Source organism: Dinoroseobacter sp. S375 (assembly GCF_049800775.1).
Lineage (GTDB): Bacteria > Pseudomonadota > Alphaproteobacteria > Rhodobacterales > Rhodobacteraceae > Dinoroseobacter.
The window spans coordinates 191870-206056 of sequence record NZ_JBNAFR010000006.1 but is presented as its reverse complement, the minus strand read 5'-3'; the positions used below and the strand labels follow the sequence as shown (position 1 = coordinate 206056).

Sequence of the window (14187 nt, the reverse complement as noted above, 5' to 3'; positions counted from 1 at the left end):
ACCTCAGAACCGCGGCACACGCGGCGTGCGGTCCGGGGTCAGCGCCTCGGGCCAGCCAAAGATCTGTTCATAGGTGAAGATCAGCGCACAGAGCGCGAGGATCACCAGCAGGAACTTGACCTGCCCCATGGAAGGCGGATGCCGGACCCAGCGCGCCATCCGCAGGAACCAGCCCATATTCACAGCATCCGGACCTTTCCGATATAGGGAAGGTTCCGGTTTCTCTGTGCATAGTCAATGCCGTAGCCAACAACGAATTCATCGGGGATCTCGAACCCGATCCAGGTTGCCTGCACGTCCACCTCGCGCCGCGTGGGCTTGTCGAGCAAGCAGATCGTCTCCATCCGGCGCGGCTCGCGCGAAGCGAGCAGGCGTTTGACATGGGACAGGGTAAAGCCCGTATCCACCAGATCCTCGACCACCAGCACGTCGCGCCCGGCAATCTCGCCGCGCAGATCCTTGAGGATCCGAACCTCGCGCGAGCTCTCCATCCCGTCGCCGTAGGAAGAGGCTTCGAGGAAATCCACCTCCACCGGCAGGTCCAGTTCGCGCACGATATCCGCGATGAACACGAAAGAGCCGCGCAGCAGCCCGATCACGATCAGCTTGTCCGTCTCGGCAAATGCGGTCTCGATCTCGCGCGCCAGCGCCTCGACCCGAGCCGCGATGGCCTTGGCTGAAATCATCTTGTCGATGACATAATGGTCGTGCTTCATCCCGCCCCCTTGATTTCCGGCGCATATTCACCGAAATCAGCGCGGACCACCATGAAAAAGAGCGTCTCGCCAATCGCCATGCCGCAGCATTCCGAAACCCGCAATCTCCCCTATAGCGCCGCGCAGATGTATGCGCTGGTTGCGGATGTGGCGGCCTATCCGAAATTCCTGCCCTGGTGTGCGGCGGCGCGGATCCGCTCTGTGCGCGAGACCGGGACGGGATCCGAGATGCTGGCCGATCTGGTGATCTCGTTCAAAGTCTTTCGCGAGAAGTTCGGCAGCCGGGTGAGCCTTGTGCCCGATGCCCACCAGATTGACACCGAGTATCTCGACGGACCGTTCCGCTACATGCAGTCGCGTTGGACCTTCACGGATCTTGAGGAGGGCGGCTGCAAGGTCGATTTCCACACGGATTTCGAGTTCAAGAACAAGGTTTTGCAGGGTGTGATCGGGGTTGTCTTCAACGAGGCGATGCAGCGGATCGTCAAGGCCTTCGAGAAGCGCGCCGATGCGCTTTACGGGCCTCAGGCCGCCTGAGCCGCCGCAAGTAGAAGCCCGATCGCGTGGTCCCGCGCGGCTTGCCGGACCTGCGCACGCCCCAGCGCTCCGAACTCGACGGTCTCTGTACTCAGCTTGGTGTTGGGACCGATAATCCCGAAACAGACGCGTCCTTCCGGTTTGAACTCGGATCCGCCAGGCCCCGCGATCCCGGTGATCGCCACGGCGATCTGCGCGCCGGCGGCGGTTTGCGCGCCGCTGGCCATCTGTGCCGCAACCTCTTCGGAGACCGCGCCATGGGCCTCCAACGTGGCGGGCGCGACGCCCAGCATCTCGGTCTTGGCGACGTTGGAATAGGTCACGAACCCCCGCTCAAACACCGCGGAGGACCCCGCGACATCCGTGATCGCCGCCGCGACCATGCCGCCCGTGCAGCTCTCGGCGCAGGTCACGGTCAGGCCCTGCGCCGTGCAGAGCGCGACAAGCGTCGCCGCGCTCAAATCAGCACCACATGGGCCAGAAAGGCGAGCACCGCGACACAGATGGCCGCCATCACGCCAGCCACGATATCGTCGAGCATGACGCCCGCTGCGTCATGGCGCTTGTCGGCCCAACCCACGGGGCCGGGTTTCCAAATGTCGAACAATCGGAAGAAAACGAAGGCCGCGATCCATCCGGGCCAGAGCGCCGAGATTTCGGCCCCCACATGCCATGCCCCGGCCGAAACGGGCCAGAGCGCGATCCATTGCCCGGCTACCTCGTCGATCACGATCTCGGACGGGTCGTGATCCGCAGCGCCCCGTGTCGCCTCCGCCGTGGCCCACCAGCCAAGGGCGCAAACCGCCAGGGTGGCAATCGCCAGGGCCGGAAAACCGCCCAGCGTATGGATGGCCCAGGCGAGGGGCAGGGCGGCCAGCGAACCCCATGTCCCCGGGGCAGGTTTCATCAGGCCAACGCCGAATACGGTTGCGATCATCCGGCTCATGGGCGCAACAGGGTCACGGTGGCCAGCGCCGCAATACCCTCCTCGCGGCCGGTGAAGCCGAGCCGTTCCGAGGTGGTTGCCTTGACGCTCACCTGATCCGGGGAAAGCCCCATAAATTCCGCCATTTTCGCTTTCATCACAGCATGATGCGGGCCGATCTTCGGGCGCTCACAGACCAGCGTGCAATCCATATGGGTGATGCTGTAGCCGCGCTCCGCCGCCAGAGCCACCGCGTGTTTCAGAAAGATCTCCGAGGCGGCACCCTTCCATTGCGGGTCGCTCGGCGGGAAGTGTTGCCCGATATCCCCATCCCCCAGCGCGCCGTAGATCGCATCCGTCACCGCATGCATGCCGACATCCGCATCGGAATGGCCCATCAGGCTCCGGTCATGGGGGATTTCGACCCCGCAGAGGATGACCGCGTCCCCGGGGCCGAACCGGTGCACGTCATAGCCATTGCCTGTTCGTATATCCATCGCTTGCCTTTCCCCCAGCAGCGCTTCGGCCCGTGCGAAGTCCTGCGGATAGGTAATCTTGAAATTCGTCTCATCGCCCGCCACGATCGTGACAGGATGCCCGGCGGCGCGGGCAATCTCCACATCGTCCGCGGCGGCGGCGTCATGGTTCAGATGCGCCGCGCGGATCAGCCCGAGGCGGAAGCCCTGCGGCGTCTGCGCGCGGTAGAGCCCGGTGCGATCCTGCATCCCCGTGACCTGATCCTCGGCCCCGGTCCAGAGGGCATCGACCACCGGCAGGGCCGGGGCCGCGGCCCCGGTCCGGCGCACGGCAGCAATCACCCGGGCGATCAGATCTGCGGGCACCATCGGGCGCGCGGCATCATGGATCAGCACGGGATCCGCATCAAGTTTGTCCAGACTTGTCAGCGCGTTAGCGACCGATTGATCGCGACGCTTACCCCCCGCGACAACCCGGATCGGGGTCACTGCCCGCAGGCTGCAGGCAAGGTCCATGTCGTCCGGATGCAGCACCACGACGATCTCGCAGATCTCCGGCACCGCATCAAACGCAGCGAGGGTCCAATCGATCACACGCCGCCCGGCGAGCGGGCGCCACTGCTTCGCGATCCCGTCCCCCGCGCGTGTGCCGCGCCCCGCCGCGACAAGAATGGCCGTAACATCGGGCGTCAAATCGTGCTCTTCTCGCCTAGGAATTCGCTCCGTTGGTAAGTCGCTGCGCCTCAAGGTGCAATCCTGAAGCGGAGTTCGGAGGTTTTCCGCGCAAAAATTAAGCAGACGCTGTTTTTTGCCCACAAGATCAATCCGGGGGCGTTGCGGGAAATCGTTAAACGAGTTACCGGAATAGGGCATGCACAAGGATTAATCGTTTGACTGTTATCTTGGCAGAAAGCCGGTTGACTCACCCGGTCCTCCTCGCGCCCATGGCGGGAATCACAGATCTGCCCTTCCGCGCCATCGTGGCGGAGTTCGGGGCTGGGCTCGTGGTCTCCGAGATGGTTGCCAGCCAGGAGATGGTGCAGGGCAAGGAAAGCTCCCGCGCGCGGGCCGAGCTGGGCTGCGGCGCGCAGGCCACCTCGGTGCAACTTGCCGGGCGCGAGGCCTATTGGATGGGCGAGGCTGCCCGTTTCGTGGCCGATCAGGGCGCACGGGTCATCGACATCAACATGGGCTGTCCGGCCAAGAAGGTGGTCAACGGCGCTTCGGGCTCGGCCCTGATGCGGGATCTCGACCATGCGCTGAGCCTGATCGAGGCGGTTGTGGCTGCCGTGGATGTCCCTGTGACCCTGAAAACCCGGCTCGGCTGGGATGAAGGAAGCCTGAACGCGCCGGAGCTTGCGCGCCGCGCCGAGGCCGCCGGGATCGCCATGATCACGATCCATGGCCGAACCCGGTGCCAGTTCTACAAGGGATCCGCCGACTGGGCCGCGATTGCCGCCGTCAAAGAGGCCGTGTCGATCCCCGTGATCGCCAATGGCGATATTGTCGATATCGAAACCGCGCGTCAGGCCCGGGATCTGTCCGGTGCGGACGGGCTGATGGTCGGGCGCGGGGCGCAGGGCCAACCCTGGAAGCTCGCTGACATCTCTGCCGCGCTCTATGGCACGGCCGCACCCGCGCAGCCCGAAGGGCAGGATCTGATCGATCTCGTGTCGCGCCATCTGGAGGCGATGCTGTCCTTTTACGGCAGCGAGCTGGGCCTCAAGACCGCGCGCAAACACCTCGGCTGGTACATGGAGGCGCGGGCCGACGGGCTCGAGACGCCCAAGGCGCTGCGCCGCGCGCTCTTGACCGAGACCCGCCCCGCAGAGGCCCTGCGCCTGATCCCGGCGGCCCTGACCGAGGCCGCGCCCGCACAGGTGGCCGCATGACCAATCGCACGCAGGCGCTCTGGATTTCGCTGCCGATCCCGGCGCTGATCCTGTCGGGGGACAACAAGATCCTCGATCTCAACCCGGCCGCCGAGAATTTCATGAATGGCTCTTTGCGCAGCCTTCTGGACATGCCGATCTGGGACAAGCTGATGGTCGACGCGCCGCTGGAGGACGCGTTTGCCCGGGTGCGCACCAACCTCTCGCCGCTGTTCATCAATGACGTGGATGTGGGCACGGGCGAGCGCCCGCCGGTGCTTTGCAACATCCAGGTCAGCCCGCTGGTGGACAATCCCAACCTCGTGCTTCTGCTGCTGGAGCCGCGCGAGATTGCCGGGCGGCTCGGTCGCTCGATCCAGTCCAAGACGGCGGCGAAATCGGCCATCGGCATGGCCGAGATGCTGGCCCATGAGATCAAGAACCCACTGGCTGGCATCACCGGGGCCGCGCAGCTTCTGAGCATGAACCTGAGCACCGAGGACCGGGAACTGACGGATCTGATCGTGGCCGAAAGCCACCGGATCGTGAAGCTGCTGGAACAGGTGGAGCAGTTCGGCAACCTCCGCCCGCCCGCGCGCAAGCCTGTGAATATCCACGATGTTCTTGAGCGGGCCCGGAAATCCGCCGTAGTCGGCTTCGGGGCCCATGTCTCGATCACCGAGGAATACGACCCCTCGCTGCCCTCGACCTATGCGGATGGGGACCAGCTGTTGCAGGTTTTTCTCAACCTGCTGAAGAACGCCGCCGAGGCGAGCAAACCCGGCGGCAAGATCCGGATCCGGACCTTTTACGAGCTTTCCCTGCGCTTGCGCCGCAAGGATGGGTCCGGGGGCACCGTGCCGCTGCAGATCGAGATCATCGATGATGGTCCGGGCCTGCCACCGGACATCGAATCCGATGTCTTCGAACCCTTTGTCTCCGGCCGCGAGAACGGCACAGGCCTTGGCCTCGCACTGGTGTCAAAAATCATCTCGGAACATGATGGCTGGATCGCCGTGGACAGCGTCCCGGGCCGCACCGTGTTCCGCATTTCCCTTCCTGTCGCCCCCCGAAGTGAGGAGACCTCCTGATGGATGGAACTGTCCTTGTCGCCGATGATGATCGCACGATCCGCACCGTGCTGACCCAGGCCCTGACCCGCGCGGGGTGCAAAGTGCACGCCACCTCGAGCCTGATGACGCTGATGCGCTGGGTCGAAGAGGGGAAGGGGGATCTGGTGATCTCCGATGTGGTGATGCCCGACGGCAATGGGCTCGACACGCTGCCCAAGATCACCGAGGCGCGGCCCGGTCTGCCGGTGATCGTGATCTCGGCGCAGAACACGATCATGACCGCCATCCAGGCCGCCGAGGCCGAGGCCTATGACTATCTGCCCAAGCCCTTCGACCTGCCGGACCTGATGAAGCGGGCGGCCCGGGCCCTGGAGGTCAAGCGCCGCGCCCCCCCGCCAAAGATGAATTCCGAAACCGCGAGCGAGGATCTGCCGCTGGTGGGGCGGACCCCGCAGATGCAGGCGCTCTACCGTCTGGTGGCGCGGGTCATGAACACGGATCTGCCGGTGATGATCACCGGCGAGAGCGGCACGGGCAAAAGCCTGATCGCGCGGGCGATCCACGACTTCTCGGACCGGCGCTCGCTGCCCTTCGTGGTGGCCGGGGCGGCGGATCTGGCGGGCGCCGATGGCCCCTCGACCCTCGTGGCGCGGGCGCGCGGGGGCTCGATCCTCTTTGACGAGGTGGGCGATCTGGATGACGACGCCCAGGGGCGCATCGTGCGGATGCTCGACACCTTTGGCGACAACGCTCCGCGGATCATGTCCACCAGCCAAAAGGACCTGATGCAAAAGATGGAGAGCGGGATTTTCCGTCAGGACCTGTTCTACCGGCTGGGCGGTGTGACGATCAACGTGCCCTCCCTGCGTGAGCGGGTGGATGACATCCCGCTGCTGGCGAGCCATTTCCTGTCCCGGGCCGAACGGGACGGCCAGCCGCTCAAGCGGCTGTCGGATGCCGCGAGCGACATGGTGCGCGCCTATTCCTGGCCGGGCAATGTGCGCCAGCTTGAGAATGCCATGAAGCGGCTTGTGATCACCGCGCAGGAAGACGAGATCGGGCGCGGCGATGTGGAACTGGTGCTGGGCAGCCAGCCCGCCATCGAGCCGCTGATGGGCGGCGGCGAGGCGGACAAGCTGAGCGCCTCGGTCGAAAAGCACCTGCGCCGGTATTTCGATCTGCATGGCGGGGTTTTGCCTCCCCCGGGTCTCTATCAGCGGATCCTGCGCGAGGTAGAGACCCCGCTCATCGAGATCGCTCTGGATGCAACCGGCGGAAATCAGGCGAAATGTGCCTCTCTGCTCGGAATTAATCGCAATACTTTGCGCAAGAAGATCACGGATCTGGATATTCAGGTGACACGCCGCCGCAAGTTGATGTAAAAGCGCAACATAGCGTGTCAATCAAGGCACGGTCGCATTGGGGCGAAGCCCCATGGATCGAGGAAACGTGCGAGCAGCCCCTGGGCGATATGTAAGTCGTTGGATGGCGCAATACGTGTCCCTCCGCGCGGTGCAGACCTGGACCACCTTCGGCATGGTGGCCCTGGCGCCAGTGCTGGCGGTCGCGACCTTCCTTGTGCTGGGCCCACTTGATCAGGGGGCCGATGCCACCTCGCTCCGGATCGTGATCCTCGCCGATTTCGTCTATGTTCTGGTCCTCGCGGCGCTCGTGCTGCAGCGGGTGGCGCGGATGATCGCCGCGCGGCGGGCGCGCTCGGCGGGCTCGCGGCTGCACCTGCGCCTGACGGGCGTCTTCGCCATCGTGGCCCTCGTGCCCACGGTTCTGGTCGCGGTTTTTGCCACGATCACGGTGAATTTCGGGTTGGAGGGCTGGTTCTCGGACCGGGTCCAGCGGGTTCTGGGCGCGTCGCTTTCGGCGGCAGAGGCCTATGAACAGGAAAAACGGGTCCAGTTGCAGATCGACACCTCGGCGCTCGCGGCCTTCCTCGACCGCGCCCGAGTGGAGCGGGTCTTTCTCAGCGATGGCGACCTGCGCCAGCTTTTGGCGCAGGGGCAGGGCCGGGTACAGCGGGGCCTGCGCGAGGCCTATATCGTCAACAGTCTGGGCGAGATCCGCGTGCGGGGCGAGCGCAGCTACCTGTTCGATTTCGAGCAACCCACGCTGGAGCAGATGGCCGCCGCCGATAGCAGCATTCCGGTGGTGATCGAGGACTGGCCGAACAACGAGTTCCGCGCCCTGATCAAGCTGCGCCGCCATGTGGACCGCTATCTCTATGTTAGCCGCGACGTGGACGGGCAGATCCTGACCCTGCTCGATGACACGCAGGAAACCGTGCAGCTTTTCAACCAGTTGGAGAGCGATCGGGGGCGGCTCCTCTTTGATTTCGGGCTGCTCTATATCGGGTTCGCGGTGGTGCTGATCATCGCATCGATCTGGCTGGGGCTCTGGTTCGCCGAGCGGCTCGCGCGACCGGTCGGGCGTCTGGCGGGCGCGGCGCAACGGGTCGGAGCAGGGGATCTCGACGTGAAGGTCCCCGAGCAGACGGGCGATGACGAGATCGCCATGCTGGGACGGCTCTTCAACCAGATGACACGGCAGCTCAAGGGGCAGCGCGACGCGCTTCTGGACAACACCAGCCAGATCGAAAGCCGCCGGCGACTGTTCGATTCCGTGCTGGGTTCGGTCACGGCGGGGGTGATCGGTCTCGATCCGGACGGCAAGGTGGAATTCATGAACCGCTCGGCCACGACCATGCTCGGGCTCGAGGAGGACGGCGCCAGTGGCCGCAAGCTGCGACAGGTCGTGCCCGAGTTCGCCGAGCTCTTTGACCGGCTGCAATTCGGCAATCGCGACGTCACCCAGCAGGAGATCGTGCTCAGCCGACAGGGCCGCTCGGAAAGCCTGCTGGTGCGGATGGCGCGGCGGGCCAACACCGATGACATGCTCGAGGGCTACGTGATCGCCTTTGACGACGTGACCGATCTGGCATCGGCCCAGCGTATGGCGGCCTGGGGGGACGTGGCCCGGCGCATCGCCCATGAGATCAAGAACCCGCTGACGCCGATCCAGCTCTCTGCCGAGCGGATGAAGCGCAAGTTTGGCCCCAAGCTGGGCGAGGATGGTCCCGCGCTGGTGGAGCTCAGCGATGTGGTGATCCGGCAGACCAATGACCTGCGTCGGATCGTGGACGAGTTCTCGAAATTCGCGCGCATGCCCGAACCGGAGACCGCCGAGACCGATCTGGCCAATCTGGTGCGGGACGCGGTGCTGCTGCAACAGGTGGCCCAGCCCGATACCCGCTTTGTCACCGAGATCGCCCAGGACCCCGTGCGCGCCGAGCTGGATCCCACGCTGCTGAGCCAGGCGCTGACCAACCTTCTGAAGAATGCGGGCGAGGCCATCGAGAGCCGCTTGTCAGGCAATTCCGGCGATACGCGCCCGGGCGAAATTCGCGTGCAATTGCGAACCCATGGTCGCGAGGCGGAGTTGCGGATCGCCGATAACGGCATCGGTCTGCCCGACAATCCGGCCAAGCTGTTCGAGCCTTATGTGACCACGCGCGACAAGGGCACGGGCCTCGGCCTGCCCATCGTGCGCAAGATCATCGAAGAGCATCAGGGCACGCTCGAGCTTGTGACCGCGCCGCCCTTCGCCCCCGGTGATCCGCCCGGGGCCGAGGCCCTGATCCGCTTGCCCTGCCATCCACCGCCAGCCGCCACGGATGCAGACCCTTCCACGACAGACACGCCCAATAAAAAGATCGAAACAGCATGACCGACATACTGATCATCGACGACGAAAAAGACATCCGGGAGCTTGTCTCGGACATCCTGCAGGACGAAGGCTACGCCACTCGCACGGTTGGAAATGCCGAGGATTGCATGGCCCAGATCGAGGCCCAGCCCCCCGGGCTGATGATCCTCGATATCTGGCTCAAGGATTCGAGCATGGATGGCATCGACATCCTCGTGAAGGTCAAACGCGAGCGTCCGGAGATCCCCATCGTGATCATTTCCGGTCACGGCAATATCGAAATCGCCGTCGCCGCGATCAAGCAGGGGGCCTATGACTTCATTGAAAAGCCCTTCAATATCGATCAGTTGCTGCTGGTAGTGAAGCGGGCGATGGAGACCTCGAAGCTGCGCCGCGAAAACGCCGAGCTGAAACGTCAGGGGCCGGTCTCCACCGATCTGCTCGGCACGTCGGCGGCGATGAAAACCCTGCGCAGCCAGCTCGACAAGGTGACCCGGTCCAATGGTCGCGTGATGCTGACCGGCCCGTCGGGCAGCGGCAAGGAGGTCGCGGCCCGCTATATCCACGCCAATTCGAACCGCGCATCGGGCCCCTTCATCACCGTGAACTCCGCCGCGATCGAGGCGGACCGGATGGAGGATGTGCTGTTTGGGCGCGAGGGCGCGGACAAGTCGATCGAGAAGGGCCTCTTGGAGCTGGCCGATGGCGGAGTGATCTTTCTCGACGAAGTGGCGGACATGCCCGCCGGCACCCAGTCCAAGATCCTGCGGGTGCTGGTCGATCAGCAGTTCGAACGGGTCGGCGGGAACCAGAAGATCAAGGTCGATTTGCGGGTGATTTCATCCTCGACCGCCAATCTCGAAGAGGCTGTCAGCTCGGGCCGGTTCCGCCAGGAGCTCTATCACCGGCTGAACGTTGTGCCGATTGCCGTGCCGTCGCTCGGGGAACGGCGCGAGGATATCCCGGTGCTCGCGCGCCATTTCATCGAACATTTCAACGAGAGCCAGGGCCTGCCGAACCGCGATCTGGGCACCGAGGCCGAGGCGATGTTGCAGACGATGATCTGGCCGGGAAATGTGCGGCAGCTCAAGAACGTGATCGAGCGGGTGCTGATCCTCGGCAATGCGGATGGCCCGATCGAGCCCGATGAACTGCCGAGCTCCGGCGGTTCGGAAGAACCGGGCGGGACGGGCGTCGTGTCCGGCACCTTGGCGACTTTGCCCCTGCGCGAGGCGCGCGAGCTATTCGAACGCGAATACCTGATGACGCAGATCAACCGCTTTGGCGGGAATATCTCGCGTACGGCGGCCTTTGTCGGGATGGAGCGCTCGGCGCTTCACCGCAAGCTCAAGTCGCTGAACGTCGTGACCTCGACCAAATCCGGCGCGCGGGTCGCCCATGTGGAGCCGCAAGACAGCGAGAACGAGGTCTGAGCGCGCTCAGCTTCCGGGCAGGATGACAGGCCCCACGCCCGAGATCTTTGCCGCACAGGAGGTCTCGCTCGCCGCGACCTGTCGTGTGGCGGGCGTGATCTCGCCCGCACGTCCGGCGCTGCAGCTCGGGATCTGCGCCAGGCTGTAGCCAGCCGCCTCCAGACAGTTCAGACGGCTTTCCTCGCGCAGGCCCGCATTGATGTCCACATCCACCCATTGTCGGTCATAGGCGATGCGCGGCACGCCGTAGCGATACTCGATCACCTCGACCGTGCGGCGTTCGCGCTGCACGTCGCGCGGCGCGATGGATCGGGCGCGCAGGGCGCAGCGTTCCAGATCGCTGGCCAGTTGCGCCACGGTGACGCCGGGCTGGTCATAGACGATCACCGGCGCGCAGCCCGTCAGGCCAAGGGCCGCCACTCCGATCAGTGCCACTGCTTTGCGCATCCGTGCTCTCCTCTGCCGCCCGCGGGACGGCCTCACGCGGCGCAAGCCTTTTCACCGCGCGCGCAACCAAGTATGCCGGGAAGCATACCGAGATGAGGCGGGTCTATGAAAGTCATCATTTGTGGAGCAGGGCAGGTGGGCTGGCAGATTGCCCGCTTCCTGTCGGGCGAGCGCAACGACGTGACCGTCGTGGACAACAACCCCGAATTGGTGCGCCGCGCCACCGATACGCTGGATGTGCAGGGGATCACCGGCTTTGCCTCCTACCCGGATGTTCTGACCTCGGCCGGGGCCCGGGACGCGGATATGATTATCGCCGCGACCTTTTCGGACGAAGTGAACATGGTGATCTGTCAGATCGCCCACTCGATCTTCGAGATCCCGCGCAAGATCGCGCGCCTGCGGGCCCAGAGCTATCTGACCGCGATCTATTCGGATCTCTATCGCCGCGACCACCTGCCGATCGACGTGGTGATCAGCCCTGAACGCGAGGTGGCCGAGGCTGCGTTGCAACGGCTCTCGGCACCGGCGGCGTTTGATACGGAAGAGTTTCTCGACGGCAAGGCGCAGCTTTTGGGCATCGTGCTGGACCCGGACTGCCCGGTGCTCTCGACGCCGCTGCGCCAGCTTACGGACCTGTTCTCGACCCTGCATGTGATGGTGGTCGGTATCCGACGGCAGGGCACGCTCTTTGTGCCGGAGCCGGGGGACCAGCTCTTTGAGGGGGATCAGGTCTATCTCTTCTGCAAGGACGCCGATGTGGCCCGCACGCTCGAGGTTTTCGGCAAGACCGTGGGCAAGCTTGAACGGGTGGTCATTGTGGGCGGGGGCAATGTGGGCCTCGCCGTGGCGCGCCAGTTGGAAAAGCGTGAGAACCGTGTCCGGGTGAAGATGATCGAGCGCGACCGCAAGCGGGCTGAACGGGCCGCGGATGCGCTGGAACGCACGATTGTTCTCAATGGCGACGGTCTGAACGTGGAGCTTCTGCGCGAGGCCAATATCGAAAAGGCCGATGCGGTGCTCTGCATCACCGATGATGACAAGACCAACCTGCTCTCGGGGGTGCGCGCCAAATCCGAGGGCTGTCCAGTGGCGATCTCGCTGGTCAATGATCCGACGCTGGTGCCCCTGCTCGGCCCGCTTGACATCGACGCCTATATCAACCCGCGTGCCACCACCGTCAGCTCCATCCTGCGCCACGTGCGCCATGGCCGGGTGCGCACGGTCTATTCCATCGGCGATGCCGAGGCCGAGGTGATCGAGGCGCAGGTCCTGTCGACCTCGCCGCTAGCCGGACAGCTGGTGCGCGATGTGGACTTTCCCGAGGGCGTGCTGCTGGCCGGGATCCTGAAGGATGGCAAGGTCATCCGCCCCAAGGGCAGCACCCGCATCGACGAGACCTCGGTGATCGTGATGTTCGCCCTGTCCAAGGACGTGCCAGAGGTCGAGCGCCTGCTGCAGGTCTCGATCGACTTCTTCTGATGCAGGCCCTGCGGCGCTTTCCTCTGATCGTGGTGCTGATGGGGATCGGCGCCCTCGCGATGTTCATCCCGGCGCTCTATGCCGGGGCGATTGGCCAGCATGAGATTGCGCGGCCCTTCCTCTATGGCGGGATCCTGTTTCTGACCTTGGTCCTCTTGCTGGGCCTTGCGACGATGAACATCCCCGCGCCGCATAGTGAGCGACGTCAACTGGTTGCGCTCCTGCTGACTTTCTCGGCCTTGCCGGTCATGCTCGCCGTGCCGCTGGCCGAGGCCGTGCCGGACACCCGGTTCAGCAACGCCTATGTGGAGATGGTCTCTTCGATCACCACCACCGGCGCGACCCTGTTCGAGCCCGACCGCCTGCCCATGCCGGTGCATCTGTGGCGCGCGACCGTGGGCTGGCTCGGCGGGTTCCTGATCTGGGTGACGGCCTTCGCGGTGATGGCACCGCTGACCCTCGGCGGGTTCGAGGTCACCTCGGTGCAGGAGGCCGGGCAGGGCCGCAGCACCCGCGAGACCAGCGGCAAATCCGCGGCCTCGACCCGGCTGATCCGCTTCGCCCTGCGGCTTGCTCCGATCTACATCACGCTTACGGGGATGCTCTGGCTGGCGATGATCCTGTGCGGCTCGGGACCGGCCGAGGGGCTGATCTATGCCATGTCGACCCTGTCCACGAGCGGGATCACCGCGGGGGATCTGCCGGGGGAGGCCCCCAAGGGCGCGCTCGCCGAGATCGCGATTTTCGTGTTCCTGATCTTTGCCATCACACGGCGCAGTTTCATCGGTGGACTCAGCCCGAACTGGCGCGAGCTGCGCCGCGACCGGGAGCTGCGCATCGCCCTGATCTTCGTTCTTGTCATCCCGCTCTTTCTCTTCCTGCGCCATTGGCTCGGTGCGTTCGAGGTCCATTCGCAGCTCGACGAGAGCGCGCTGTCCGCGCTTTGGGGCAGCATGTTCATGGTGCTGTCCTTCCTCACCACGACCGGATTCGAGAGCACCTCCTGGGCGGCGGCGCAGAACTGGTCCGGTCTTGGGACGCCGGGGCTTTTGCTGGCGGGGATCGCGCTGTTTGGGGGCGGGGTGGCGACCACGGCAGGCGGGGTGAAGCTGCTGCGGGTCTATGTTCTTTACAAGCATGGTGTCCGCGAGATGGAGCGGTTGATCCATCCCTCCTCGGTGAACAGCGCGGGCTATACGGGGCGTCGGTTGCGCCGCGAGGGGTCCACAATTGCATGGATCTTTTTCATGCTTTTTGCCCTATCTATCGCGCTCGTGATGTCCGCATTGGCACTTACCGGACTCGGGTTCGAGGAAGCCACATTACTGACCTTCGCGGCTCTCACCACCACCGGGCCAATTGCGACGATTGCGACCGAAGTGCCCATTTCCTATGCGGCACTTCCGGAAAGCGCGAAATTCATTCTTTGCGCAGCCATGGTCCTCGGCAGGCTTGAAACGCTGGCCATTCTGGCCCTGCTCAATCCGGATTTCTGGCGCAACTAGAGCGC

General features: G+C 64.6%; 14 protein-coding genes. 8 read left to right on the top strand and 6 right to left on the bottom strand.

Annotated elements, in window-relative coordinates:
- Nucleotides 1–3: 3 nt before the first annotated feature.
- Entirely contained in the window at nt 4–177 is a 174-nt protein-coding gene (locus ACP150_RS14880; RefSeq protein WP_424967453.1) for a hypothetical protein, read from the bottom strand.
- A gap of 2 nt (nt 178–179) precedes the next feature.
- Nucleotides 180–716 carry a hypoxanthine phosphoribosyltransferase gene (gene hpt / locus ACP150_RS14875; protein ID WP_424967452.1) on the bottom strand — a complete coding sequence of 179 codons (537 nt, stop codon included), beginning with the start codon at nt 714–716 and terminating at the stop codon, nt 180–182.
- Nucleotides 717–794: 78 nt separating this feature from the next.
- Here hpt and ACP150_RS14870 point away from each other — a divergent pair, with 78 nt between their 5' ends.
- The gene (locus tag ACP150_RS14870; protein ID WP_424967499.1) at nt 795–1253 is read left to right on the top strand and encodes a type II toxin-antitoxin system RatA family toxin; all 459 of its coding nucleotides are present in this window, start codon (nt 795–797) and stop codon (nt 1251–1253) included.
- On the opposite strand, the gene ACP150_RS14865 is transcribed toward ACP150_RS14870, so the two are convergent.
- Genes ACP150_RS14865 through ACP150_RS14855 form a run of 3 tightly spaced genes read right to left on the bottom strand, consistent with a single transcriptional unit; the run spans nt 1241 to nt 3347 of the window.
- On the bottom strand, nt 1241–1714 hold the full coding sequence (locus ACP150_RS14865) for a CinA family protein (RefSeq protein WP_424967451.1): 474 nt from the start codon (nt 1712–1714) through the stop codon (nt 1241–1243). The genes ACP150_RS14870 and ACP150_RS14865 overlap by 13 nt on opposite strands.
- Nucleotides 1711–2199: a phosphatidylglycerophosphatase A family protein gene (locus ACP150_RS14860; RefSeq protein WP_424967450.1), complete on the bottom strand. Its 489-nt coding sequence runs from the start codon at nt 2197–2199 to the stop codon at nt 1711–1713. Before ACP150_RS14860 ends, ACP150_RS14865 begins: the two co-directional genes overlap by 4 nt.
- Complete coding sequence (locus ACP150_RS14855; protein WP_424967449.1) at nt 2196–3347, bottom strand: bifunctional 2-C-methyl-D-erythritol 4-phosphate cytidylyltransferase/2-C-methyl-D-erythritol 2,4-cyclodiphosphate synthase; 1152 nt, start codon at nt 3345–3347, stop codon at nt 2196–2198. Before ACP150_RS14855 ends, ACP150_RS14860 begins: the two co-directional genes overlap by 4 nt.
- Nucleotides 3348–3544: 197 nt before the next feature.
- On the opposite strand from ACP150_RS14855, the gene dusB reads away from it, so the two are divergent.
- The 5 genes from dusB (at nt 3545) to ACP150_RS14830 (ending at nt 10748) form a co-directional block, all read left to right on the top strand.
- Nucleotides 3545–4546 (top strand): tRNA dihydrouridine synthase DusB, encoded by a 1002-nt coding sequence (gene dusB, locus ACP150_RS14850; RefSeq protein ID WP_424967448.1) that lies wholly within the window; start codon nt 3545–3547, stop codon nt 4544–4546.
- A complete protein-coding gene (locus ACP150_RS14845) occupies nt 4543–5616 on the top strand; it encodes a two-component system sensor histidine kinase NtrB (protein WP_424967447.1) in 1074 nt (357 codons plus the stop codon). Before dusB ends, ACP150_RS14845 begins: the two co-directional genes overlap by 4 nt.
- Entirely contained in the window at nt 5616–6980 is a 1365-nt protein-coding gene (locus tag ACP150_RS14840) for a response regulator (protein WP_424967446.1), read from the top strand. Before ACP150_RS14845 ends, ACP150_RS14840 begins: the two co-directional genes overlap by 1 nt.
- Nucleotides 6981–7083: 103 nt before the next feature.
- Complete coding sequence (locus ACP150_RS14835) at nt 7084–9336, top strand: ATP-binding protein (RefSeq protein ID WP_424967445.1); 2253 nt, start codon at nt 7084–7086, stop codon at nt 9334–9336.
- Nucleotides 9333–10748 carry a sigma-54-dependent transcriptional regulator gene (locus ACP150_RS14830; protein ID WP_424967444.1) on the top strand — a complete coding sequence of 472 codons (1416 nt, stop codon included), beginning with the start codon at nt 9333–9335 and terminating at the stop codon, nt 10746–10748. Before ACP150_RS14835 ends, ACP150_RS14830 begins: the two co-directional genes overlap by 4 nt.
- A gap of 6 nt (nt 10749–10754) precedes the next feature.
- Here the strand turns inward: ACP150_RS14830 and ACP150_RS14825 are convergent, their stop codons facing one another.
- Nucleotides 10755–11195, bottom strand: coding sequence for a hypothetical protein (locus ACP150_RS14825; protein WP_424967443.1), 441 nt, complete (start codon nt 11193–11195; stop codon nt 10755–10757).
- A 105-nt stretch (nt 11196–11300) separates the two neighbouring features.
- On the opposite strand from ACP150_RS14825, the gene trkA reads away from it, so the two are divergent.
- On the top strand, nt 11301–12677 hold the full coding sequence (gene trkA, locus ACP150_RS14820) for a Trk system potassium transporter TrkA (protein ID WP_424967442.1): 1377 nt from the start codon (nt 11301–11303) through the stop codon (nt 12675–12677).
- Nucleotides 12677–14182 carry a TrkH family potassium uptake protein gene (locus ACP150_RS14815; RefSeq protein ID WP_424967441.1) on the top strand — a complete coding sequence of 502 codons (1506 nt, stop codon included), beginning with the start codon at nt 12677–12679 and terminating at the stop codon, nt 14180–14182. Before trkA ends, ACP150_RS14815 begins: the two co-directional genes overlap by 1 nt.
- The last annotated feature ends 5 nt before the right edge of the window (nt 14183–14187 follow it).

Bases quoted from the DNA above. Each gene is read 5' to 3' on its own strand.
- ACP150_RS14880 (WP_424967453.1), bottom strand. From the start codon at position 177: ATGGGCTGGTTCCTGCGGATGGCGCGCTGGGTCCGGCATCCGCCTTCC.
- ACP150_RS14825 (WP_424967443.1), bottom strand. From the start codon at position 11,195: ATGCGCAAAGCAGTGGCACTGATCGGAGTGGCGGCCCTTGGCCTGACG.
- ACP150_RS14860 (WP_424967450.1), bottom strand. From the start codon at position 2,199: ATGAGCCGGATGATCGCAACCGTATTCGGCGTTGGCCTGATGAAACCT.
- ACP150_RS14815 (WP_424967441.1), top strand. From the start codon at position 12,677: ATGCAGGCCCTGCGGCGCTTTCCTCTGATCGTGGTGCTGATGGGGATC.
- hpt (WP_424967452.1), bottom strand. From the start codon at position 716: ATGAAGCACGACCATTATGTCATCGACAAGATGATTTCAGCCAAGGCC.
- ACP150_RS14845 (WP_424967447.1), top strand. From the start codon at position 4,543: ATGACCAATCGCACGCAGGCGCTCTGGATTTCGCTGCCGATCCCGGCG.
- ACP150_RS14840 (WP_424967446.1), top strand. From the start codon at position 5,616: ATGGATGGAACTGTCCTTGTCGCCGATGATGATCGCACGATCCGCACC.
- trkA (WP_424967442.1), top strand. From the start codon at position 11,301: ATGAAAGTCATCATTTGTGGAGCAGGGCAGGTGGGCTGGCAGATTGCC.
- ACP150_RS14870 (WP_424967499.1), top strand. From the start codon at position 795: ATGCCGCAGCATTCCGAAACCCGCAATCTCCCCTATAGCGCCGCGCAG.
- ACP150_RS14830 (WP_424967444.1), top strand. From the start codon at position 9,333: ATGACCGACATACTGATCATCGACGACGAAAAAGACATCCGGGAGCTT.
- ACP150_RS14835 (WP_424967445.1), top strand. From the start codon at position 7,084: ATGGCGCAATACGTGTCCCTCCGCGCGGTGCAGACCTGGACCACCTTC.